Below are 24,452 nucleotides of genomic sequence, written 5' to 3'. Positions count from 1 at the left end.
GACTTTACCGCAGTCCAAGAGATTAAAGTGGATATTTTAACGTAAGGACTGTCCACACAAATGACTTTGAATACACGCACGAGGCAAAGGATAAGGCTCATAGTCGGTAAAGGACAGTTCGCTCAAATCGTCATGCGTACTCTGGAAATACGAAGACAAATCTGGCCATTGACCCGAGTCCAGTCGTTCTTCCAGAACAGAAAGTAGCGCTTTGTGTTCAGCATAGGTTTCAGTACAGTGACCCGCCCGTTCAAGCCAGGCTGCAGCGACCATATGACGTCCACTTCGTTGCATAATCAATTCGGTATAGCCGGCCTGCAACGCGGGGGAAGTCATACCATCACCTATGGTATGAGCATTGAGTACCGGGATAGTGACGTGCCCAGAAGGCGTAAAGTTTTCGCGCATATACTCAACAGCATCCGGGTCTGGCTTAACTCTGTCCTGGCGCGCTAAAGTAGCCAGATCATCATCCAGCGATGCCCCTGCCATTTTATACATTGCTTCAACAAAATCCGACCTACCACTGGCGGCAAGCAACTTGTGATAATCAATATCGCTATTTCCTGAAAATACTCCCTGAGCACGACGTTCCTGATCGCCTCTTGGCAAGAACACTCCCATTCCGATAGCTTTGGCTATATTGGCTTCCTGTAGATTGTAATCTGTGGCGTCTGGTCGCGGTGTGTGTTTTTGCGTCCAGGATGGAATACCGCCCAACACTCCAGCCAATGCCACACGGGCTCGACCTAAAGGTGTTTCTCTGGCTATCTTAACCTTGTCCATCAACTTGCGAACCGCGGCAAAGTTATCCCCCTTTCCAACTGGTGAAAACGCTTCCTCAGGGGCTATTAACGTTGCAAGGGTAAAAGCGCCATCAAATGCCATATTCATCATCGGAACAGCTCCAAAAGCTGAAGCGCAGAGTGTGATAGCTCCGTCAAGCCTATCGCTATGGCGTTCGGCCAACGCCGCTGTTACCAGTCCGCCCATCGAAGAGCCCCAAGCAATGATTCGATCAGGTTTAGTGTATACATTAGAAAACGCTTCAAGCGCCAGAACCTGACTTGGAATTGCCTGTTCTACCGACCAGCCAGCCTGAGGATATTGCGACGCCACCAGAGCATAACCAGCGTCGAGTAACATTTTTTCACTGTCGCCAGGGGCCAGCTTGGGTGGTGACAATTTTGAGGAATAGCCACGAGCATAGAGCAATAAAGTTCCGTTCCAGTTTTTTGGCACGCTGGCACGCCACATTGCGCCATCGGCCAGCATTCCTTCTGTTTTCCTCACGTCAGCATGAGTATTAGCATCTTCCGGCACCGGGGGCTCAATGGCACAGGATTGCAGAAAAAAACAACCGGCTAGTATTGGTATCAGCAAACTTCGCATTTAATTCACTCCCCCAACTGCTTGCGCTTCACCTGCCAGTCAAAGTCTTCACATAGCAGACATTCTTTGCCAGTGAACCAACGCCCCTGCTCAGCCTCACCTTTTAATTGCCAGTTAAGCCAGAAAAGCGCGATCCTGGCATAGGCTCCTCCGTTCGGCTCCCGAAATGTACCGCCATGACCAACGCCGTTTTCGGCGAATAGCACCGGAATATGGTTTATTTTTTCAAAGTCATCAATCGCATTAAAATATGCAATATCAGAAGGGCCACCATTAATGTAGGCTAACGGAATATTGATTTTATCTAACATCTCATGGCGAACCTTTAAAGCCGTACTCTGCACCGACATCGGCTCATTAATTACACCACTGTTAAAAATAATGGCAGTATCCAGTCGGCTGTCGGTAGCCACTTCAATTGCCTGTAAGCCACCACAACTATGGCCCATAACCGCGACCTTCCGGGTATTTATTCGACCGAACAGTGGATGATCTTGTTGAGAATTGACATTTTGTAGCCAGGTCAATCCCTGTAACAACTGAGTGGCGGTTGTTTTATCCGGATCGCCAACCTGATGACTTCCTGAGCGTTGCTCACCAGCAAGCTTTGCGCGAGCTTGTTCTATTGCTGTTTTACCTTCTGCAAGAGGCTGACCAGCCGCCAGGGCAATATAACCATGAGAGGCTATTTCTCGTAAGAATGCTCCATAAGCAAGCGCATTGTCCATACATCCGCCGTTACCCCACAAGACTACCGGTAATTTATCTGCAGGTAATCGAACCGGTAAGAACAGTGTATTTTGCGGCATTTCACTTACGGAAACAGCTGTAGCCGGATATTTTCCTGTTCCACTGGTCAATGATACTGCAGATAGCTGTTCAGTGGACTGAGCCTGGCAAGCAGCAATACTTGCCAGACTTATACACAATGCAAATACAATAACGATGTTTTGCATAATTTCTCCTTAAAACGTGTAACGGATTTTTACGCCTGCCTGACGCGGAGCACCCAACAGGAAACTACCCCGCCCATCTGCTGCACCTCCAGCCTGGGTGATATAGGTTTCGTCAAACAAATTCTGTACGTATAAATCGGCTCTCCATCCACTGTCGTGCTCATAAGCCAGATTAGCCTCCCATAACGTTCGTGACGGTGTCAGGTGATAGTCCAGTTGATAAAACGAAGTATAAAATTCAGATTGATATGAAACCCTGACCGATGGCAACAATGCGGCTTCATCCAGCATAATCCCCATATATTCAATCCCCGCACTCATAGAGCGATCGGACAAGAAGTCAACTGGTCGTCCTTTTAGATTTATAGGCTCTGGCTGAGTTGGATTAACCCCATCATAGGCACCAGGCCTCATGTAGAATTCCAGATCGCCATACTGACCATCGTTGTATGCTCCTGAAATATCCCACATAAAGTCACCGGTAATCCCTTTAACCTGAAATTCGATGCCGGCAATCGTGGTGCCGTCTACGTTACGGGTAATTGAATCTGCCGGATTATCAGTGGGTGAGTAAGTTCGTTGAAACGCATCATAATCCATATGAAAAATCGCTACAGAACCATCAATGCCGTCTGTTAATGTGCCTTTCCAGCCAATTTCCTTATTCAGTACTTCCTCTTCGTCATACGTTGGTCCCATCGGCGACGTCCCACCTGGTTTATATCCCCGGCCTACCGTTGCGTAGATCATTGAATCGTCTGTTACCATGTAATTCACGACAAAACGTCCGGTAACCGCTGAAAAGTCAAACATATCCTGCTGCGGTAACGGGAAGCCACTGGTAGCGTTATAAGAGCCTGCTCCTGGCGTAAGGTAAGAATCGGGAGAGAAGCCCACCTCATCCTTATTATAACGGAGGCCAAACTTAACATTCAGGTCGTCGGTTAAGGAATATCCAATCTCACCAAAAACGGCGCTATTTTTCCGTCTGTTATCCAGATACATGTACAGGCGCGTATGGTTCTCAACATCTAAGGAAGTACCAGGGAATTGTTCTGTGTTGTAGCGAAGCAAATTGAGATAATTTTCCTGTCTGTAGTCAATATAACTAGCGCCTGCCGTCCATTCGAAAGGCCCATCCAGGGTAGATACCAATGACAATTCCCCCGTCCAGTAATTGTCTACTATATGAAAGTTTCGTCCTTCTTGTGATTCATCGGTAGTCAGGTGTGACTCAAAATCTCCGTCCGTTTGGATATTCTGTACACTGTCAAATATCGAAAAATTACCCAGCACTTTAAACGCGTCGCTGGCTTGCCAGTCGAAAGTCAGCGTGTTTCTCTTATAGGTTACGTCCCGGTACGTATCCATGTCGTAATTCAGATCCCAAGGCGATTCCGGTAATTTGGTATTGCCATATTCAGGAAAGTTTTGGGTAGGTACACCGTCTGTAAAATTATTACTGTTCTCATGAATCAACCTGACTTCAAGGTCTGCAGAAGGTGAATACAGCAGTTGGAAGCGCGACAAAGAGCGGTTGAGGTTGCCTGGTTGATTGTTGATAAGTTTCGCATCGTCCTCTGGATCAGGTCCATGGTTACTGTAAAAACTATCGCGGCGCTCAGAGTTAGCGGCTATGCGCATTGCAAGATTATCAGTTAATGGAAATGATACGCCGGCACTAAATTTTGTCAGATCATAGTTGCCTTTTTCAGCGCTGGCGAAACCTTCGGTAACGCCAAGTTCGGGACGTTTCGAATTAATAAATATTGCTCCGCCACTTGCATTCTGACCGGAGTAAGTACCTTGCGGACCTCGTAACACCTCAATGCTGGCCAGGTCAAAAAATGCATCGCCGTAAACAAATTCACGCGCAACATATGCCCCGTCAAGGTGCACAGCAACGCCGTTTGTCTGGTTTGGCGCAGCTTCTGATAAGCCAACCCCCCGGATATTAATAAACTTTGAGTTGCCATTATCGTTAAACTGTAGATTGGGTACCTGCGTTTGCAGACGATCCATATCCGTGATGTTCCGATTCTGCAAAGACTCACCGGAAAAACCAATGACAGACAAAGGCATCTCATTTTCACTAACGGATCGCCGCTCTGCGGTAATTAACACTCGCTCAAGGTCTTTTTCATCTGCATCAGTTTCCTGAGCATAAGCACCGAGTGACAGAGAAGAGCCAGTTAAAGTCAAGGCAATTAAACCAGCTAAGTGACTGCGTTTAAACTGTGTAGAGTACTTGTTGTTCATTATATTCGCGTTCCTGTGAGCCGCACTTTATTTAATTTCAACCGGTTATCCGTTAAAAAACGGATTAATTCGACGGCTCAAATGTTAACTTTATGTAGGCTAAAGGTTAATGACATATGATGACGAAAAAATAGGCACAAACTGACAGCGATTTAATTTAGTTAAGTGCATTGCATGCTCGCGTCAGACTCTCTATCGTTGCCGGAGAAGGACTTGCGTTTTGATTATGTAATGGGTAACAGGCTTGCCCTGGGGGTTTTCTTCGGACCAATTGAGCATTTTTAACTTTATTTATCAAATACTTAAAATATAAATACCGGCAACTTTATCTGTTAGCGATAACTCAAAAATCGAGTGAACAAAAACTATTTTTCTACAGTTAATCGCTGAACGAGCGACTCGAGGTATATTTTCAAATCATGAAAAGGCGGCACTTTTAGATAAGAGCACCGCAGAAGATAAACACAAGAACGCTTATCGCACGTGGGAATCTGCTTTTCTATTCCGCGGGATTTAACTCAACACTGATACGCCGGTTTTTCCAATCCCCAACGCCGGTTGCCGCCACTGATTCAGGTTGTACTTCTATGCTGTAGTCTTTTTTATTTATACCTAATTCAGTGAGCAATTCGGCAAACATATCAGCCCTTTCCTCAGCCATGCCGCTTTTTTCTTCCATCACTTCTCCATTATCCAGGCGAGTAGCTCCCTGATAACTCTTTACAACGAAATGACCACCTGAAAACTTAGCATAATGTATCAGGTACAAGAGTTTGCGTAATTCAGGGCCAGACGAGCGCTTGCTATTGAACGGGTAATGCAAATTCAGCTTCTGTCTCACATACGGAGGCTTCACTGGTGGGAAAGGCGCAGGATCATAAATCGCTTCTTGTAACGAAGCTTCAGGATTATCGGCTACTTGTGCCATTAACTTAAATGCTCGCTGGCGATGCTCTTCAGGCATTCGTAAAAACAAATTATTATTTTTAGTCTGCACTGAACCATCATCCGGCAGGATCTGGTTACACTCCGGGCTGACTTCTTCTCTCATCACAGACAGCACACCTTTAATTCGGGTGGCTCCACAGATCATTTCTCCATCTATCACTTCACCTTCTACCATTACTTTATGTTTAAGCATGGGACGGTTGTAGCCATTGGGATCAAATAAACCATAAGTTTTACCGTTATATTCAGCAATGAAACACACATCACTTTGAGGACCAATATCCCGGGCAATAGGACAGGTTACAAATGCTGTGTGCTCATTCGCCAATATCTTCCCGGATGTCAGGCAAGTCCATATGATAATCGCTATGCGTAGTGTTGTACTCGGCGAATATACTCGCATTACAGCGTCCTCATAAAGTTAACTAAATCTGCTTTTTCTTGTTCGGTATAACCAATGTTGAAGCGGCGGTCGTAAAAATCGACCAGCTCACGCAAGTTTGCAGCCGCACCGCCGGCAAAGTAAGGTGCCCGGGCTGCTAACCCTCTTAACTGTTGAGTCATAGTGGCGCCAACATCAGTACATTTACCGGTAATAAGCGCCCGGCCCGGATCGTGGGTATAAATTTCCCGGCCCAGGAATGACTGTGGCAGCACATCATCCCGGCAGGTAATTTTAAACAGTGGCAGGTCGTTGCGACGGTTTTGCCAGGGAAAGTTATTCAGACCTAAGTCCATGAATCCGGGAGACAGATCCATGCCCATCGATAAAGTATTATGACATCCTGATCCACAAGAGCGTTTAAACGGATTACCTAAGCCTTTATCGTTATACATCCCCACATCGCTGATATAAAAACGCACTTCGCGAAAAATTTCAGAGCCCCTGGCAACAGAAGCTTTAAAAGCCTTAACCTTATCTTGTTGAACTTCCTGAGATTCATCAGCAGTACTTGCCCACATAGAAAACTCACCAAAAATCTTATTGAGTGGGTTATTGCCCAGCCTCGCTTTAGGTGAGATAACCAAAGCTTGTGGCCCCAACCCCGGAGGGGATTCCGGACTGGTTAAATCGCCTGCCAGGTTATCAAAACTCTGAGCACCATAAATCTGGCGCTCAAATGCTTCAATTTCCTCTAAATCATCATCACTTAGCGCATCAAACAACTGTAAGTGGGTCAAAGCTGCATCAGTTGCCTGGAATTTAGGCGTGAGTCCACGCCCGTCAGCCATGAGCTGTTGAGGTACCGTTAAGCCAGTATCGGGCCCTTTTGGTAAGGGCATAGCATCATTAAAAAAGAAATTATTGAAAGGGGGTACACCATGTGGCAATTCCATCAAATGGGCAATATTAATCACCGGCCTAGGCCGACGAAATACGGAAATAGCAGAGGAAGGACTGTCAATTCCCCACTCGGGATCAAGATTACAGCCAGTCGGATCGCGCACCACTTCAATGGAAAACTCAGGATCTATTGGCTTTCCGTTAAAAGGCCTTGGCGGCCAAGGCATTGCAATACGAATCAGCCCTTTTTCTAAAAGCAGTGAATGAGATTCTGGCTTCCCTTGAGGTAAGCTCGGACAATTTGACCCGTCAATAGCAGCGAAGAGCGGATCTGTACCCTTGGTGTCTCGCCAGCGTTGCTGAATAGTTGAGACCGACAAACTCATTGCATCACTCGGCTGATGACAGGTGACACACGCTCGCCCGTTGGGTCCTTTGGCTGCGAAGAAAGGGTGTTTACTGGTATCTATGGGGCCTGCGGTGTTAATAATGCCGAACCGCCCAGAGGCATTTTGATATTCACTGAATCTCGGAAAAACCCTGTCGTCACCCGGAGACCACCAGCTACTACTCTGCTCTGCGGCGTCAACAAGGAAAACACTAAAACACGCCAACATTACTGTGCATGTCTTAGTTAGTCTCTCTAGATACTTGTTGTACATTGAAATATAAGCCTCTGAAAAATCTGACGATGATGTAGACAAAAATGAGTGTGCCGAAAAATCGCTCAGGGTAGAAATCCGGACAGCAACTGCAAAAACCTAACGCACTTAAAAGTTAACTTTTTGTTCACTAAAGGTTAATGACATTTGCTGACGAAATACTATACAAAAACTGTCAAAAGAGGAATTATGCATACTCAACATATCACTGAAGCGTATCTAATACATTTTTACGACCAATCGTCTGGTGCTCATCATCAGTTATAAAACGTATTAACTAATTGAAATTAAATGTGGCAATACCACTGGTCATTTTATAATCTAGCCACAATGCACCACTTTTGGTTCATATTGGTAATAGCTGGTTTCAGGGAAGTGTTCTATGAAGTTGTGTTCGTCAGTGTGATTATTGAGTGCTTTGGTTGCGCTCCCTTCAACAGTACTGGCAGACCAGTACCATTACGGCAATCTGCTGGTAGGCGGTAAAGCCATCGGTTATGGTGGTGCCTATGTGGCACTGGCAGACGATCAGTCAGCAATGCACTACAATCCTGCCGGTCTTTCTTTTCAGACCAGTGCAAAATCGGCTTCCGTAAACACCCTGGCATTTGAGGATACCGAGTTTAAGAACGTCTACACAGACGGCTCTGACTTTGCCCGAACCTCCTTCTCTGTTGTGCCCGGATTTCTTGGCATCAGCACCAGTTCTGGTCAATGGAGTTACGGCAGCTACTTTACTGTCACCGATTATTCTCAGGAAAGGAATGATAGTAGTTCCAATTATGAGTTACCGGCTACCGCGACTACGCCCGGGCAGAGTGTTATTGAAACCGTCACTTACGATTTCGACAATGCCGCTTACAAGTTCGGTGGCGCCTTGTCCTACCGTCTTAATGACCACTGGGCGCTGGGTTTCTCTTTGTCGCTAAAATACATTGAACAGGTTTTGTCTCAAACCTCCGGGGCAGCAATTACCATGTATACGCCAACCGGTTCTTTTACCTCCGGATTTGATGCCAGGCGACGCATAAATGAAAAGCAGTACCTGATTGAGCCATCCCTGAGTGTGCTCTACAAAGATGACGCGTTAAATGTTGGAGCACATTACGTTCATAGCGAGTCTATCAATCGGAATTACCGCTCTAATAATCTGATTGTCGCGCCCATCATCACCCTGTTAAACGGTTCGCCAGACACCACTTTCCCGGACTTTATCCGTACAGATAAAGAGCAGGAGCAACCCTCCCTGCTGTCTTTAGGCGCTGCATATCATCATCGCGGCTGGGTCGTATCGAGTCAGGTTGATTACTACAGCCATGTTGAAAAACAGGATCTGGTACTCGATGATATCGACTTAACCCGTGAGCTGAAACAGGTAACCAATTACTCTCTGGGACTTCGTATTCCGCTCTCTACCGATACCGCTCTGCAAATTGGTTTTTTCACCGATAACAGCAACGGCGTTATCGACTTTGACATTCCCTTTCAGCGCGTGGAGGCTATCGATACCCGGGGGATCAGTGTGGCCTATGAAACAAAGTTAATGGGCTACCCGTTAACTCTTGGTCTGTATGCCAAACAGGGGGACGGAAAGGTGCGATATGCTGATGTGCGTTATGTGGAAGCGATCACCGGCGTTAGCCTTTACCCTGAAAATGATTCAAATGACGTCCAGTCAGCGGAAAAATCCTCGGTGGTAATTTTCGCTAGTATGGACTTTTAAACGGGATTGGCGTGGTGACTGTCAGCACTTATTGATAGGGACATCATAAGCGCGTCTTCCCTGCCATCTTTGGTAGGATAATAGCCTTTACGCCGTTCCAGTAATTCAAAGCCGCTATTTACATAAAGTGTGTGGGCGGCCAGATTTGACTCGCGCACTTCCAGAAAACAGCTTGACGCATTCAGTTGTTTACAGCGATTAATGACAAAATCCAGCATTCGTTTACCGGCACCTTGTCCTCTCAGCTCTTCACTGATAGCGATGTCCATCAGGGTTACTTCGTCCAGCACCACCAGTAGAATGACAAATCCAATAACCTGCCCGTCACAGAGCATCACCCAACATTCGTAAGGTGCTGTGGTGCAATCCAGAAAAGTGGCCTCAGACCACGGCGCATACTGGGCTTCACAATGAATGGAATGGGCTGCTAAGGCGAGCGCTTCATCGGCCTGAGTAATTTTTAACTGTGATAAATCTAGTTCAGTGCGCACAATGCCTGCCAGAGCTGCTTTTTATGCTGATAGGTTAGTTTATCCGGCGCTACCGGCAATGTGATCGCCGCTTGCGAGACTGATATTGGGGCGCCCACTCTAACTGGTGGAACGGTTTCCATAGCCAGACCTTGCACCGCAATAAGCAGATCGGCAAAAAATTGTGGCGCCTGCTTTGCTTGGATTTCCTTTAGTGCTGCAGGGGCTAGCTGTGGTGCTACCGGTTCATCAGCTTTTTTAGCCGTTTGAGATGGCGCTGGCTTAGCGGAAACGCTGTCTTTTATGCGCTGCAGATGCGAGCGCGCGGTATCCTGCGATACGGGTTCTGATTTAACTTTTTCAGTAATGTCAGGCGCTTCACCAGCTGGTTCTGCCAGTTTGCCTTGCGGCTGCCAAACCGGAATTTGCATTTCTTGCAATGCAGCAATTTGATAATCAGTTAACGCAAATGCCATGGTAAGCGATGATTTTTCTGTGTAATGAAATGAGTTACAGGAGTCTATCAGAACAAAGAGGAAAGTGGCAGGGGTGGAGGGACTCGAACCCCCAACCATCGGTTTTGGAGACCGCTGTTCTACCAATTCGAACTACACCCCTAGCGCGCTGTGAATTATACGTATGCGCCTTCAAAGGTAAAGTATTTTTACAATAAATGACTAAAATCGCGTTTAAGCGCGCAAATATTAAACGCTACGGCGAATTATTAGCCCGAATTCCGCTCGGCCGCCGCCGTCCACAAACGGTTGGTAAAATCTACCACGGGTAAAAAAGCAGCCACGCTCCTTTCCACCAGGTCAGCCGACTTACCTGCCTGCTGCGCGTACTCGTCACATAACTGTTGTTGTTGCTCACCGTCAAGCTCATTAATAAGAACACAGGCGGCAATATCAAAATAACGGTTACCGGTAGCCGCATACTCCCAATCGACCACCTTATTGCGTGACGCGCCAACCAGGTGCGCAAACGACAGATCGTTATGGCAAAAGCAGAAATCCTGGTAATGGCTGAACTGGGAAATCACCGGCACCAGCTTATCTCTTTGTGCCGAGTAGGAACGCGCGGTTTTGGTAGGTAATTGTTCGAGGTAATGTTGCCAGCATGGCAGCAGAGCTAAGGTTGGCGCGTTAATATCACTTTGATGGATGTTGGCCAGTGAATGTGCCAGCCGCTCAATATCCAGAGATGGTTGCTCTGGCGTATCGACCCACTCCTCAATCCAGACACGTAATGCCGGATCATAAGCGGTAACCACCGGTGCCAGACCACAAACCGCCAGTTGCTGCTGCAATTTAGCGACAACAGTGTAGTTAACGGCACTGAAAGTGGCCGGCCCCAGCAATTTGACCGCCCAGCTTTGGCCGCCGCTGCTTGCGCGGAATACACTGTTAGCCAGGCCCTGACGAACCGGCTCGAACGTTAATTGCGATGCGCCACAGGCCCCTGCAATAAAGTCGCTTAACTGTTTGTCAGATACCTTTCTGACCATTCCTGTTTCCATTGGTTATATCCATAAACTGAAAAGCCAACATACCCTAAAAACAGGCAGGCAGACAGAATTAATCCGCTTTGCCAGTACAGGAACACGGCGGCGGTATTGATGACAAACCAATAGATCCAGTTTTGTAGTATCTTGTGCGCTACCATAAAAGTAGTAGCCACACTGAAAACATTAATGGCCGCATCAAGCCAAAGGTACTCACTGTTAAACTGCGTTGCCGCTAATTTACCTAACCCCACGGCCACGGCCGTTAAACCGAACACCGCCAGCACATGCCAGCTCAAGGACCGGGACTGCACTGATTTATCTTCTCCCGGTTTATGATGCCACTGCCAGTAACCGTAAACCGCCATTACCATGTAAAACAGGTTAAGCGCCGATTGAAACGGTAACGCCACCTGCCAGAACAGCCAGGTGTAAATGGCAGTGCTGGTGAGGGCTGCCAGCCAGCACCAGGCACTTTGCCGGGCAGCAAGCAACACATAGGCAATGGCCAGCACTACGGCCAGCCATTCGGCCAGTGATGTCGCTACGATTTGCTCAACCAATTGAGAAAGGATCTGTTCCATTCTGCCCTACTTACTGCTCATGGCATCAAAGTTAAGAAACTTGGCCACAAACACCGCCTGCCCGACTTCTTCATGGGTTCGCTGCATTTCTGCGCCCAGCACCTGCATCACCTCGGTGTAGTCGCCATGCACCTGAGTGCTGGTAGAACAGGTGATGACTGTAAGGTTGCTATAACTATTCAGCCGTTCAATAAAGGCCTTGATTGGCCCGATATAGTCATTCACCAATGGGTACAACGATAACTCAACCATCACCTGCATAATGCGCTCCTAGAATTGATAACGAACAGTAACACCGGTCTGACGACCGTTACCCAACTGATAATAGGGTTCATCAAATTCGTAAAAATCGCGGGGATCGTTACTGAATCCGCCAAAACCGCGGGTATAGTAAGTTTCATCAAACGCGTTGTTGATCCACAGCTGTGTTTCCCAGTTCTCTATTCGCCAGCTTAGCTGAGTATGCACCAATGTACGCGAAGGTGCCGTCACATCATGGCCATCAGAAAAGCGATAGCGATCGGCAAAATCCACTTCAACATTCCAGCGAATTGACTCGTTGATATCCAGCTGGCTGAGTAAATTGGCAGTAAACTCGGGCGCCTGAGCCTGCTGCTGCTCGGTCACAGTAGTGCCGTCAGCGCGGGTATAATCTTCAAAATAGGCATCCAGGTACCCACCCGAGAAGCTCAGGTTCCAGTTGTTAGTTGCCTGCCAGCTAAGCTCAACCTCAACGCCCTGGTTGGTACCTAAATCGGCGTTACTGATAATATCAATAAACTCCGCTGAGCCGTCATCACGATACTGCAGTTCGTAGTCACTGACCTGCGTATCTTCCCGTTTCATGACAAAAAATGCCACGCGGGAGGTTAACTGGTCAGCCAGTCGCCCTTTCATGCCGATTTCATAGTTCCAGTTGTACTCTTCGTCGTAGAAGCGGTTGTCGGTAGACACGTTCTGATCGGGATTAATGCCGGCGCCTTTATAACCACGGGAAACACTGGCATAAACCAGTTGCTGCCCAAGTTGATAACTCAGTGCCAGCTTGCCGCCCAGCATTGTGGAATCTTGCTCACCGCTGAGGCCGGCATTGTCGCCGTAAGAAAAATCATAGTTCTCCGCACGTAATGCAAAGGTCAGCAATAAGTCATTGGTTAACTGGCTTTCCAACTGACCGTAAACAGCCTGTGTGATGGGCTGATACTGACTCACGAAATCGCCATCAGCATAGGTGTACTGACGAAGTAGATCTTCTTTATTGTTCTTAACCCGCGAGCCGATAACCCAGGAGGTCGTGTCGTTAAATAAACGCCATTGATCGCCACTGACGAAGCGTAACTCCACAGTATTGGTATCGACATCGCGGTAATAAGCATCGAAAGAAGTGTAACCCCACGGATGAAAGCCATCATAGGTCCAGTCTTCGTCATAGGCATAACCAATATTGTGGCTGGCGTGGGTAACGATAAAGTGCAGGTCGCCGCCATCCAGCCGGGTTAGCAGGTTAGCGCTGATAGCATGGGTTTGCTGGCGGTCAAACCCGGGCTCGTCAGACAGTGTTTCGCGAGTGTTATCCAAAGAAAAGGCATCAAACCCGTTGTCGATGTCGTACCAGCGGTAATTAACGGTTAACGATACTTCATCGCTGTAGTCGTAGCTCGCCGCTAACCGAATAGCACTTTCGTCAATATTGTTGGTGTCGTCGCGGTTAAGGAAAGTATTGCGTACAAAACCATCGCTCTGGTTGTGCACTAATGCACCGCGTATGGCCAGGTTATCTGCGACCTCAACACTCTTACCGGCTTCCACCCGATAGCTACTCTTAGTCGCCGCAGTGAGCTGAACGTAATCGGCGTCTAGCTCCTTGGCCTGAGTGGATTTAATTAACACTGCGCCTGCCAGTGCTCCGGTACCAAACACCGTAGCCTGAGGGCCTCTGAAAATCTCAACCTGCTGGGAATCAAACAGCAGTGCAGCAGCGCCAAGTCCGGTAAAGTCAAAATCGTCCACCATAATGCTCACCGATGGATTAATCGGTTCGGCGTACTGGCTTCGCTCGCCAATGCCGCGAATCTGCACAAAGCGTCCCCGCGAGGCACCTGTTGCAAAATTTACGTTTGGCGCAATGCGTAGTAAGTCTTCGATGTGCATAGCCTGACGGCTTTGAATACGTGCATTATCGATGATTGACGCACTGGCGCTCAGTTGAGCGAGGGCCCGCTGATGGAAGTCGCCGTATACGGTGACTTTTTCGATGTCTTGTTGTTCAGCAGCTAAAGCGCCGACAGATAAACTCAGTAAAGATAAAGAAAACAGAGTTTTAGGTAATTTCATACTGGATCTCTTGTGCAATGATGACCAAAAGATCCGGCTTTTAACGGCAGGTGATAAGGCTTGATTGTAACCATCCCTACGCCGGTATTATCCGGATCAGGTTTAAGGGTTCCCATATCATGGATCTCAGCCGTTTCCGGCACCCCTTGGTGAATGCATTATGAATGCGCGATGGAGTCTACCAAGACTTTAGAGATTTGCAACTGTTGAACAGATTGTTACGAAGAGGATTTTTCAGCAGAAATGAGAACGCCCACCGTGACGTGGTGGGCGTTACTTAATTGCTCCCGGATAAAGAGCTTTATACAGACCGGCGGTGACGACGCCAGCCTGTTATGCCGAGTCCGAGTACTGCCAGCGACAATGCGGTTGGCGCGCTAACCTCAGACAACGTCATATCCCTAAAACGTACTTGTGTGTTGCCACACTCAATATCACAGTCGTTTACCAGTACGATATGGGTAAAACTGCCACTCAGGTAGTTATCCAGATCAATTGAGAAACGCTGCCAGCGATCGTTGGTATAAGAAAAATCGTCCAGTCCCCAGTTCTGCGTGCCAACCAGGTTAAACGACTGGCTGGAAACCGCGTCAGTCTGACCGCCGGAGAAATCAGCGAAGAACAAACCACCAATTTCAGGTAGTGACGTAGGCACGCCCCGGGCTTCACCGCCATCGCCAATGCGCTGGAATAAACGGAATTTAAAATCCAGCGTGTAGTTGGTCAGCGGATCGTCCAGATTAACTGAATCAATACCAAACGTATCTTCCAAATCAATGGCAAACCAGGAATCTGAGTAGATTCGAATCGCGCCATTGTTTTGTACGAAATAATCACTGTCGACGTTGTTCTGACGGCTCATGCCTTCAAAGGTAGCGGTATCAAAGTCCACATCGTAATTGATAACACCAGCGTTGGCAGAGGCTGCCATACCGCAGGCGACGATTACTGAACATAATTTACTGGCCAACTTCATGTTTTAATCCTTAACTACTAATCAATACGTAAAAACTGTACTGACTCTGAGTAACCCGGCCACCTTTGAAACTCAAAGGCCCGTGGCTTTCCGTCCTTGCTTCACAACAAGTTTGGCTTTGTGCATCATCAAACTTCGGGATTAATGGTAACGCAGAAGAAAAATCAAAATAGGACACATTTTATCGAACTATAGGACAATTTTGTCCGTCCTCACTTAACAGCCGGACAAAAGTCGTTATTATGGTGGGAGAATCGCAAGGGATATAAAATTTGATATGTCTGTTACCTATACAGGAACGTTTTGGTCAGCCGTTACACGGGCGTTATTATCATTACGCCGGGATAAGAGCCTGAGCACGGAAGACGAGTCTACGGCTTTATTGGCACTTGGAGACATTGAAAGTGGTGACTACCCGGTTACCGCCCTGAATGAAAAATTAGCATTCCTGAGCAAGAATGATTCACCACAACGGATTGGCCAGTCTTTATTAGGCTATCTTGATTTTAACAAGATGGGCACCTTTCATTGTTTTTTATCCATGGCCCGCGATATCAATGCCGCACTGGATGCTTTGCATACTTTTGAGTCGCCTTTATTTGAAGCCTCAGAAGAGATACAAATCAATAAAACAGACGACGAGGTAACCCTCACCATCAATGCTGGCATTCTGGCGGATATGGAGCCCTTTGTAGTAGCTTTCCTGCTAGCCCTGTTTCGTCACCTGGCCGGTCGAAATTTCGATTTTAACCAGGTTGAACTCGTTCACGAACATCCCGGGTGGTTATTAGCCTCGGTGAGTGAGGCTCACTGCAGCCACCACCATCCTGCACTGGCTGTTACTTTTGATGCCCGCTGGTTAGCCAGCCCATCGTTTTTTTACAGCCCAAAACTGCAACTGGTACTGGTCAAAAACCTGCAACCTGCCGGTGAAGGGGGCTTTAAACAAGATTTAGTCGATGCGTTTAAACAGTTTGATACCCCTGCCAGAATTCGCTCTGAAGCGGTTGGCGAACTGTTGGGCATGTCTGAGTCGGTGTTTCGGCGCAAACTCAAACAGGAGAAGCTGTCTTTCAGCGCCCTGCTAAAATCGCATATTCACGAACGCAGCATAAATGGTTTACTGAGCGGCGAGAAAGTGGATGTGCTGGCTGAGTCACTGGGCTTTTCCGATCGCCGTTCCTTCGACCGCAGTTTTAAGGAGTTTACCGGCATAAGCCCTGGACAGTTACGTCAGGTCGGAAGCCGACTGAGATTCCAGCGGGGTAACCAGGCACTGATCGAAGTAACCGAAAATCTGCCACCCTTGCCGGAAACCATCAGCCATATCGTGAATCTGTCTGATGAACAACTTACCGTGAGCCGACTGGTAAAGCTCATCGAGCCAGACCCGGTATTTCTGGCTCACATCATTGGTAAAGCCAGCAAAGCGCTCTACGGATCCGTGCCGCAGTCTCTTGAACAAGCTATTGGCCGCAACCTCGGCGTTAACAACGTGAGAAACCTCGCGGTGTTATTTGCCGCCCAGCAATATCTCACAGTACAAAGTGTACACCCGAATATCGAGCGGCTGATTGACGCTATGCTGTTAAGCAATGCCTTATTTGAAACTTTATTTGCCAGCGAATACAGCAGCGACGATAAAGCCCTTATAGCCCAGCTCACCCTGTTTGGTCCGCTGGCCTTATTGTTGATATTTCATACCGAACATTTGGATGCCTCATTGTTTTTTGAACAGTGGCAGAACGCTTCCAGTTTTGACGAATTCCAGTCTGCACTGGCTGCAGAACATAACCTGTGCCTGTATGGCGCCTCGTCGCTGTTGTTGGTCAGATGGGGCTTTACCAGTAAGGTAAATCAAACTTTGTGGCGGTTGTGTCAGGAACCGGATGCAAAAGTGAATCAACGGATCCGCTGTTGTCATGAACTGGCCTTTAACAGTTTGTGTTTTAATCAGGCCCAAATTCACGACGAACAACTCGCTGACGTACTGTCAGAACAGCAGCTAACCGAGGCCATAGAGCTCCTGGCAAATTGGTAATGTACTACTAATGATTGTGGCTGCATTGGTGGCCACTCCACAAACAGGTACAATAGCGATTTTACGTGATGACTTTTTGCTCCTATGCCCACCGCGAAAACGTTAACCGCACTATCCAACTGGAATACTGCGCTCGTACAGACTCTCAATGCTCACCGCCAACTGCTGGTAGTGAGCGGTTCTGCGCATTACTGCAAAGACGTTGTCGACCAATTAACACAACAATATCGTGACCAGGAAACCCTGCTTCTGGGTACATTTCTTTACCCAGGCAATAACTCACTAAATATCGCCGCCTACCGACACGTTCTTGGTGCCGAATACAGTCTGGCAATTGTTGATACCTTTGATGCCTTTCGTCCTAATGCTGTTCTGGCCGTTGCCGGGACGGTTACTCAGGGTGGTCTGATGGTTATATGCTGTCCGGACTTTAACCAATGGCCCGTTTACCGCGAGGCATCTACCGGCCACTATTTAAGTTACGGGGAACAACTGCAATTCAGTCAACTGCGGGCTGCTATTCTGATGCAGTTCGGAGATACGTCAAACGTTGCCATATTACGCGAGAATTACGCGCCGGAGTTGCCTGAACTAAATTCTGCACAACCACCGGTGGCTCCCCCTTCTCCATTCAAATCGGAAGAACAACAGCGCCTGTTCAACCTTATAACCGGCGGCCAACCTATAGGAAGCGCATTGCTCACTGCCGACCGTGGCAGAGGTAAATCAACCCTGTTGGGCATAATTGCCGGGCACTATATGGCCACACAAGCACAGTCTGTGATTATCACCAGTCGTTATGCAGAGTCAGTAAATCAGGTGTTTACCGGGGTTCTGTTAACCTGCCCTCAGGTGACACAGATCGATCGGCATCAGGTTTCATTTAATGAACTGACATGCCGATGGCTCCCCCTTGACCACCCTTTGCTGACCAATATCACCGATTCAACATTATTACTTATTGACGAAGCCGCTAGCATTCCGGTGCCGCAGCTCACCGCACTTTGCAATCAGGCAAAGCACCTGTTGCTTAGTACTACAGTACGAGGCTATGAAGGGTCTGGAAGAGGCTTTATCACCCGCTTTATCCCCTGGCTTAAGCAACACCGGCCGGATATTCACCATTACGAATTGCAGACTCCGATTCGCTGGTATGAAGGCGACCCGCTGGAGCGATTCTGGTATCGCGCGCTATGTATGGACACAACTGTTTTAGCTAATGGTGAAGTCGAACCTGAAGAAACTCTCTGCAGCAGCACTATCTGCTATGAGGCGCTTGATAAGGGACAGTTCGATAGCTCCACTAATCGCCAGTTGCTCCCCCTGCTCATGCAAGCTCACTATCAGACCACTGCCGATGAGTTGGTACGCCTCTACGACTCGCCTGCAAATAATACGTTACTGGCAATTCGCGACAATGAAGTAATTGGTGTACTAAATTATCAGCAGGAAGGCGGAGCATTGCTCAGAGACGTTGCAAATGATATTGCCTGCGGCGCCAGACGGGTAAACGGACACCTGTCAGCCCAGGGTTTAAGCATGCTTTTAGCATCTTCAGCTATGGCGACTGCAACCTACTGGCGTATTAACCGAATCGCAGTTCTACCCCGGTTCAGACGCAAAGGTATCGCCACCACATTAATTAACAGGTTGCTGCAACAGGCAAAAACTGCGGGAGTGGACGCACTGACTACTTCTTATGGTGCAACGCCTTCTTTGACAGCCTTTTGGAACACAAATGACTTTGTGCCCGCCAAACCGGGATTAAAACGTGACGCCTCAAGTGGTGAATACAGTTTACTCATGTTTCTGCCATTGAGTCAGTTAATGCTTGATGTTCAGGCGCTTATTACACAGCGTTTTAGCCAGGAGTTATTGCTCCACCCTGCACCGGAGAGTTTTGGCTGTCAGGCTCCTTTTTCACCTTTTGCGGTGAACGAAAGTATTCGAGCGTGCACTTTAACCATACTGGAGCAGGTTATTAACGGCAGCAGAAGTCTTCAGCATGCCCGTGGCAGTGTTGCGTGGCTGCTTGAAACACAATCAGAGGCAATTACGGACAACGAGAGCAAGGCTGTGCTAGAGGACTTTGTGGCAAACAGTAACAAACTCAATACCCTTACTGAGCGGTACAGGCTCAGCGGCAAACGTGAAACGGAGCGTTTCATCTCCAGCCATATTGGTCGTGTACTTACCCGGTAAGAACAATAAAGAATGAGGATGACAGAGATAAAAAAAGCGCCCTTAAGGCGCTTTTTTCTATTAGATATTAATACCGCGGTTTTTCGCTTTTTGCTTGATGTAAGGTTCCCAGGCATTCGCATTTCTGCGTAATGTCTTGTCCTTTTTCGCTTCCTTAATATGCTCGTAGGCTTGTTTAAAGTCTCCGGCATAGAAGTTAGCTTCCATTAAGCTAAAGTGAACTTTGCCCGGGTCTTCTACGCCACGTTCCAGAGCTTTAGAAAGAGCTGTAATAGCACCTTTGTAATCCTCTGCAACCAGCAGCAGTACACCCTGCTTACGGTAAAATTCTGGATCAGACGACATTTCTGCCGCTTGCTGATAATACTGTGCAGCAGTTTCGTACTCCATCGCCTGGTGATAGCTGTTCGCTACAGACGCCAGATTATCTGCTGTTTTCTCAATCTTGCCGTTCGCAATATTCTCTGCCAGCACCTTGGCTGAGCGATAAGGCATATTGTTTGTTGCGTACAACTGAGACAACATTTTTACCAGATTAGGTTTTTCTAAAAAGCCCTGGTTATATGCAATTTCTAATGTCGCTAAAGACTTTTTATAGTCTTCGATCATCAGATAAAACTGACCTAACTGAACCCACCACTTACCTTCTTCAGGGAACGTGTTAACGATGTCCTCAGCAACCCCAACGGTTTCTTTATACATCTTACGCTCATAGTACGAAGATAACTTCAGTACATACGGGTTTTTGTTTGGCTCTTCATATAACGCGATAGCTTTGTTAGCTGGATCGATAAGCTTGTCGTATTGCTTGAGCTCATAAAAAGCGTTGGCCATACGGGTATAAACTTCAGGGTCTTCTTTACAAGTAAAGTCGAGATATGCCTGATAGTACTTAACCGCTTGCTCGTATTCCTTTTCCTGCAGACTAAGGTCAGCAACAAGCTTGAGCGTTTGCGAGTGCTCAAGGTCGTTTAACACCTTAGTCTCTACCGACGACACTAACAGTTCCAGAGCTTTTGGCCCCATGCCGTCTTTAGTCGCCATGATATTACCGAGGAAACGGTTTACATAAGCTTTATCAAAGTCTTCTTTCGCTTCAATTTCAGACAGGATTGTGATCGCGTCATCAATCAGGTCTTCGTTATAAGCCTCAAAAGCCTTCTGTACTTTTTTACCTACACGCTCACCAACCAGGTTGGTTGTACCTTTCTCGTAGCCTGGGCACACTACCGGTGCCGAGCTTTGCGCTGCGGCTGGCAACGCAATCGCTGAGCCCAGAGTAAATGCCGCTACTACCAGTGACTTTTTAAACATTGTGGATTTCAACATGATTATTGCTCCAGTTTAAAGTCTAGTTGTACAAACATATTTGGTTGCTTAACAGGCTTACCGTCAACGATCTTCGGCTTGTATTTCCACTTCGCCAGAGCTCGACGGGCTTCACGGTCGAAGATACGCTTTGGATTCGCATCGATTACATCGATGTCATCAACAGAGCCATCTTCCATGATAGTAAACTGAAGCTTAACCCAGCCTTCTTTACCATCACGTGCTGCCTGTGGCGGGTACTTAGGATCGATACGAACGATAGGTGTCGCATCACCATCACTCTGCATCGCACCAACACCACCAATGTTTACACCAACACCACCGGTATCGACACCTGGTATATCCAGGCTGAATCCGTCTGCATCCGGCTCAGCTTCTTCCGGCTCAACAGGCTCCATTTTAGGTGGCTGTTGTGGCGGAGGAGGAGGAGGTGGCGGAACACGGGTACGTGTTTGCGTATCCTCTTCTGGCGGCTGCATAACGATATCGATAACCGGTGCATCCGGAATTTCATCAACCGGACGCGCTGAGTTTTCAATAAGTTTAGCCATTACTACGAACAGACCAAATGCTACGGCTGCACCGATGACTATAGAGGCGATAATTCTACCCATACTAGTTCCTCGCTGCTACTGCAATACGGTCAATGCCTGCGGCTTTAACCTGGTCCATAACTTCAACAACCACCCCGTGTTTAGCCTTAATATCAGCCTGTATAAACACATAATCAGTTGGTTGCTCCGTAAGTAATCGCTCTAAGTTTGCCCTGACGCTGTCAACAGACACCTCGCGTTTATCTAACCAGACATCGCCATCTTCGGTGATCGCAATGAAAATGTTAGCATTTTTATGTAAGAACGCTCGGCTCGCATCGGGCTTGTTAACTTCTATACCGGCTTCCTTAACGAAAACCGTTGTCACGATAAAGAAGATCAGCATGATGAATACGATGTCCAGCATAGGCGTCATATCAATCGCTGCATCTTCCTCTTCGGTTCTGACTTTTCGAGCCATAATCTCTCTCTCTAATGATACGGCAAGCTATCAACTAGCTTTTCCCGCGCAATCTTAACCTTCGCCTCGAGACGAGTACTGATAAACAGCCCTGACAGCGCCGCGACCATTCCCGCCATTGTCGGGATAGTTGCCATCGAGATACCACCCGCCATAAGACGTGCGTTACTCGTACCTTGCGTTGCCATAGTCTCAAACACGCTGATCATCCCAGTTACAGTACCCAGTAGTCCGATTAGCGGACACATAGCTACCAGGGTTCGAATGATAAGCATTCTGGCGTTCAGGTTATCTGAAGCCTCGGAGATCCACGCTTCACGGATTCTATGCGCATACCATGACTTAGTATCTGCACGAGCGTTCCAATCCTGAATAATTTGCTTTTTCATTTTTGGAAACACTGACGTCAAATACCAGTAGCGCTCAATCATTAATACCCACATGAGAAAGAGCGCGGCAGCAACAGCGTATAACACGTCACCGCCGGTAGCGATAAAGTCCCTGACCGATTCCCATAATCCAATCAGGTAAACCATATTATGCTTTCTCCGACTCTGCGTGAGCAGCAATGATGCCTGCAGTCTGCTCGTCCAGGATATGAACGATTGACTTGCTCTTAGAGGCAACGATGCTGTGCGTCAAGATTAATGGCAGCGCTGCAATAATACCTTGCGCGGTAGTTACAAGTGCCATAGAGATACTTCCTGCCATCATACGTGGGTCACCAGTACCGAACAGTGTGATGGTTTGGAAGGTAGCGATCATACCTAGTACTGTACCTAACAGACCCAGCAGAGGTGCAATTGCCGCAAAGATTTTGATTACGTTAATGCCAGAGTCGATGCTTGGCAGTTCACGCAGTATAGCTTCATCCAGTTTCAGTTCCAGGTTCTCAGCGTCAACGTTTTTGTTTTCACTGTAAACTTTCAGGATTCGACCCAGAGGGTTTTTGTCTGAAGGAGCTGAAGGATTTTTAAGCTGTGAACGGATCTTACCACCAATCAGAGTCAGGGTGATCAGTTTGTACAGACCGATTAACAGGCCAATTGCCAGCATACCAGTGATTACGTAACCTACTACGCCACCAGCGTGATAACGCTCAGACATAGTTGCTTTCTGCTTCAACAGACCTAAGATTTGGCCGCGTGAAGGGTCAGCATAAAAAGGTACGAAACCTGAAGTTGCTTCGCGTGCATCTTTAGCAGCAGAAACCAGGTAGCCGTCTGGCTGACGACCAAGAGGCTGAACGATGTCGTTCTCGTCGTCGTAAGTCAGGTAACCTTCGTCACCTACTAAGTTAAATGTACCAACACGCAGAACTTCTTGTGAGTTAGTACCACCGTCCAGGTTAATTACGTCAGTAGTAAATTTAACTACTGAACCCTGTTCAGTCATTTCAGTTTGCAATGAAATCCACAGCTCTTCCAGTTCGTCGATGTTAGGAAGACCTTTAGATTCTTCAGACATACGAGCCAGGAATTCGTCACGGCCAGGATACTGAGCACTTACGATTGACGTTGCGATACGGCCGTAAGCTTCAGAAGATGCTTGACGTACCACACCAAACATCTCACCTAGAGTACCGGTAGCCTGTTCCAGTTCTGCAGCTTTTTCGTTCAACGTTACTTCGTTGTCAGAAAATTGTTGTTGCAGACGATCACCACGGTCTTCTTCAGCTTTTAATTCAGACTGAGCTTTACGCAGTAATGCTTGCTTGTCGGCACGGGCAGATTGGAATTCTGCTTCGCGCTGTGCGTTGATTTTTGCTTCAGAAGCACGGTTTTCTTTCACAGAGTTCAGCAGGTCTTGCAGAGTTGCAGGCTCCTGAGCTACCGCAGTAGAAGACATAACCGCTACCGTCGCAGCGGCGAGTAGAGATTTAAATACTGGTTTCATTAACGCTTACTCCGCTGCTTTAATTGGAAGTTTGATAAGTTCTGCTGGGACCAAACCATTAGCCATTTTCACAGCTTCGTTTACAGAGCCCAGATATTCGTCACCAAGTGCTTCCCAAGAACGGGTGTCATTGTTCCAAACCCAAGCGTGTTTTTGGTCCAGAGACAGAGCAAGCATTGCAGTACGGCCCAGGTTAAAGAAGTCAACGGTTACTTCAGTACCGTTATCATCCAGAGTACCCTGGTAAGACGCGATGCGCGTGCCGTATTCAGTTTCGATTAGGTATGCATCAAGCACCTGACGGAACTGCTCGGAAACGGTTACATTCGAGTTAGCCATCAGGTCGCGCAGTCTTTCAATACGCTCTTTACGCTCTTCAAGACGAATTGGAACGTCCAGCTCGATGAATTTCTCAAGGCTGTCGATCATACGGAACATCAGAGGAACGATACCTTGTTTGGTATCTTCGATGCTGTCGATTTGCTTTTGTAAAGAGTCGATACCACGCTGCTGGTCAGCAACCAGACTTGCCAGATAATCGTTGTAGATCTTCAGGTTTTCAGTTTCATCAACAACACCACGGTATTCTACTAACAGTTCTTGTGACTGTTCGAAAAGCGCGTTGATCTTTTCTTGAGATTTCGCTGCAGCCGCATGAATCTTCGCTTCTTCATTGTGAAGATCTTTCAGATCCGTTGCAGAGACGACTGCGCTACCAGTCAGTGCGAATGCACCCATCATAGTAGAAGCAATAAGAGTTCTCTTGCTCATTTTGGACATAGTTCCCAACCAATTTCTTATTTGAATCCTTGCGACTTGTAATAAAAATACTGCTTCGCAAGGGGCGTATAAAATTTATAAATATATTTAGGAAGGT

Annotated in this window: 21 protein-coding genes, 1 tRNA gene and 2 riboswitches; of the genes, 3 read left to right on the top strand and 19 right to left on the bottom strand. The window is 47.4% G+C overall.

The features are described 5' to 3' along the window. Nucleotides 1-36: 36 nt before the first annotated feature. The 5 genes from C6Y40_RS10220 to C6Y40_RS10200 form a co-directional block, all read right to left on the bottom strand. On the bottom strand, nt 37-1,392 hold the full coding sequence (locus C6Y40_RS10220; RefSeq protein WP_105934516.1) for a prolyl oligopeptidase family serine peptidase: 1,356 nt from the start codon (nt 1,390-1,392) through the stop codon (nt 37-39). A 5-nt stretch (nt 1,393-1,397) separates the two neighbouring features. Continuing rightward, nucleotides 1,398-2,348, bottom strand: a complete 951-nt coding sequence (locus tag C6Y40_RS10215; protein ID WP_105934515.1) for an alpha/beta hydrolase — start codon at nt 2,346-2,348, stop codon at nt 1,398-1,400. A gap of 9 nt (nt 2,349-2,357) precedes the next feature. Next, nucleotides 2,358-4,607, bottom strand: a complete 2,250-nt coding sequence (locus C6Y40_RS10210) for a TonB-dependent receptor (RefSeq protein WP_105934514.1) — start codon at nt 4,605-4,607, stop codon at nt 2,358-2,360. A 499-nt stretch (nt 4,608-5,106) separates the two neighbouring features. Next, the gene (locus C6Y40_RS10205) at nt 5,107-5,883 is read right to left on the bottom strand and encodes a hypothetical protein (protein ID WP_105934513.1); all 777 of its coding nucleotides are present in this window, start codon (nt 5,881-5,883) and stop codon (nt 5,107-5,109) included. A gap of 74 nt (nt 5,884-5,957) precedes the next feature. Continuing rightward, nucleotides 5,958-7,226 (bottom strand): hypothetical protein, encoded by a 1,269-nt coding sequence (locus C6Y40_RS10200; RefSeq protein WP_105934512.1) that lies wholly within the window; start codon nt 7,224-7,226, stop codon nt 5,958-5,960. A 685-nt stretch (nt 7,227-7,911) separates the two neighbouring features. Between C6Y40_RS10200 and C6Y40_RS10195 the strand changes: the two genes are divergently transcribed. Further along, nucleotides 7,912-9,225, top strand: coding sequence for an OmpP1/FadL family transporter (locus tag C6Y40_RS10195; RefSeq protein ID WP_105934511.1), 1,314 nt, complete (start codon nt 7,912-7,914; stop codon nt 9,223-9,225). Here C6Y40_RS10195 and rimI read toward each other — a convergent pair. The 8 genes from rimI to C6Y40_RS10155 form a co-directional block, all read right to left on the bottom strand. After that, nucleotides 9,222-9,716 (bottom strand): ribosomal protein S18-alanine N-acetyltransferase, encoded by a 495-nt coding sequence (gene rimI, locus C6Y40_RS10190; RefSeq protein WP_170308454.1) that lies wholly within the window; start codon nt 9,714-9,716, stop codon nt 9,222-9,224. The genes C6Y40_RS10195 and rimI overlap by 4 nt on opposite strands. After that, complete coding sequence (locus C6Y40_RS10185; protein WP_105934509.1) at nt 9,701-10,171, bottom strand: hypothetical protein; 471 nt, start codon at nt 10,169-10,171, stop codon at nt 9,701-9,703. Before C6Y40_RS10185 ends, rimI begins: the two co-directional genes overlap by 16 nt. A 65-nt stretch (nt 10,172-10,236) precedes the next feature. Beyond that, nucleotides 10,237-10,313, bottom strand: a tRNA-Trp gene (locus C6Y40_RS10180). Between the two features lie 106 nt (nt 10,314-10,419). Further along, nucleotides 10,420-11,202 carry a phosphotransferase gene (locus C6Y40_RS10175; RefSeq protein WP_170308453.1) on the bottom strand — a complete coding sequence of 261 codons (783 nt, stop codon included), beginning with the start codon at nt 11,200-11,202 and terminating at the stop codon, nt 10,420-10,422. Further along, entirely contained in the window at nt 11,172-11,783 is a 612-nt protein-coding gene (gene pnuC, locus C6Y40_RS10170; RefSeq protein WP_105934507.1) for a nicotinamide riboside transporter PnuC, read from the bottom strand. Before pnuC ends, C6Y40_RS10175 begins: the two co-directional genes overlap by 31 nt. 6 nt (nt 11,784-11,789) lie before the next feature. Next, a complete protein-coding gene (locus tag C6Y40_RS10165) occupies nt 11,790-12,044 on the bottom strand; it encodes a YkoF family thiamine/hydroxymethylpyrimidine-binding protein (protein WP_105934506.1) in 255 nt (84 codons plus the stop codon). Nucleotides 12,045-12,053: 9 nt separating this feature from the next. Next, complete coding sequence (locus C6Y40_RS10160) at nt 12,054-14,117, bottom strand: TonB-dependent receptor (RefSeq protein ID WP_105934505.1); 2,064 nt, start codon at nt 14,115-14,117, stop codon at nt 12,054-12,056. A gap of 56 nt (nt 14,118-14,173) precedes the next feature. Beyond that, a riboswitch (TPP riboswitch) is annotated at nt 14,174-14,274 on the bottom strand. A gap of 144 nt (nt 14,275-14,418) precedes the next feature. Next, the gene (locus C6Y40_RS10155; RefSeq protein ID WP_105934504.1) at nt 14,419-15,093 is read right to left on the bottom strand and encodes a hypothetical protein; all 675 of its coding nucleotides are present in this window, start codon (nt 15,091-15,093) and stop codon (nt 14,419-14,421) included. A gap of 46 nt (nt 15,094-15,139) precedes the next feature. Then, nucleotides 15,140-15,220: riboswitch (cyclic di-GMP riboswitch) on the bottom strand. 150 nt (nt 15,221-15,370) lie between these two features. Between C6Y40_RS10155 and C6Y40_RS10150 the strand changes: the two genes are divergently transcribed. Next, nucleotides 15,371-17,134 carry a helix-turn-helix domain-containing protein gene (locus tag C6Y40_RS10150; RefSeq protein WP_105934503.1) on the top strand — a complete coding sequence of 588 codons (1,764 nt, stop codon included), beginning with the start codon at nt 15,371-15,373 and terminating at the stop codon, nt 17,132-17,134. Between the two features lie 84 nt (nt 17,135-17,218). Continuing rightward, nucleotides 17,219-19,336 (top strand): GNAT family N-acetyltransferase, encoded by a 2,118-nt coding sequence (locus tag C6Y40_RS10145; RefSeq protein WP_105934502.1) that lies wholly within the window; start codon nt 17,219-17,221, stop codon nt 19,334-19,336. 60 nt (nt 19,337-19,396) lie between these two features. Here the strand turns inward: C6Y40_RS10145 and C6Y40_RS10140 are convergent, their stop codons facing one another. The 6 genes from C6Y40_RS10140 to C6Y40_RS10115 are packed head-to-tail and all read right to left on the bottom strand — an operon-like array spanning nt 19,397 to nt 24,346. Next, nucleotides 19,397-20,665, bottom strand: coding sequence for a tetratricopeptide repeat protein (locus C6Y40_RS10140; protein ID WP_105934501.1), 1,269 nt, complete (start codon nt 20,663-20,665; stop codon nt 19,397-19,399). A 2-nt stretch (nt 20,666-20,667) separates the two neighbouring features. Beyond that, a complete protein-coding gene (locus C6Y40_RS10135; protein ID WP_105934500.1) occupies nt 20,668-21,279 on the bottom strand; it encodes an energy transducer TonB in 612 nt (203 codons plus the stop codon). Nucleotide 21,280: 1 nt separating this feature from the next. Further along, nucleotides 21,281-21,679: an ExbD/TolR family protein gene (locus C6Y40_RS10130; protein ID WP_105934499.1), complete on the bottom strand. Its 399-nt coding sequence runs from the start codon at nt 21,677-21,679 to the stop codon at nt 21,281-21,283. 11 nt (nt 21,680-21,690) lie between these two features. Beyond that, nucleotides 21,691-22,215, bottom strand: a complete 525-nt coding sequence (locus C6Y40_RS10125; RefSeq protein WP_105934498.1) for a MotA/TolQ/ExbB proton channel family protein — start codon at nt 22,213-22,215, stop codon at nt 21,691-21,693. Nucleotide 22,216: 1 nt separating this feature from the next. Next, nucleotides 22,217-23,575, bottom strand: a complete 1,359-nt coding sequence (locus C6Y40_RS10120) for a MotA/TolQ/ExbB proton channel family protein (protein WP_105934497.1) — start codon at nt 23,573-23,575, stop codon at nt 22,217-22,219. 6 nt (nt 23,576-23,581) lie between these two features. After that, nucleotides 23,582-24,346 (bottom strand): DUF3450 domain-containing protein, encoded by a 765-nt coding sequence (locus C6Y40_RS10115; protein WP_105934528.1) that lies wholly within the window; start codon nt 24,344-24,346, stop codon nt 23,582-23,584. Nucleotides 24,347-24,452 lie beyond the last annotated feature (106 nt).

It is taken from the genome of Marisediminitalea alba (assembly GCF_002993365.1).
Classification (GTDB): Bacteria; Pseudomonadota; Gammaproteobacteria; order Enterobacterales; family Alteromonadaceae; genus Alteromonas; species Alteromonas alba.
Note: the sequence above shows the minus strand (reverse complement) of the source record. Positions and strands in the feature narration are given on the sequence as shown.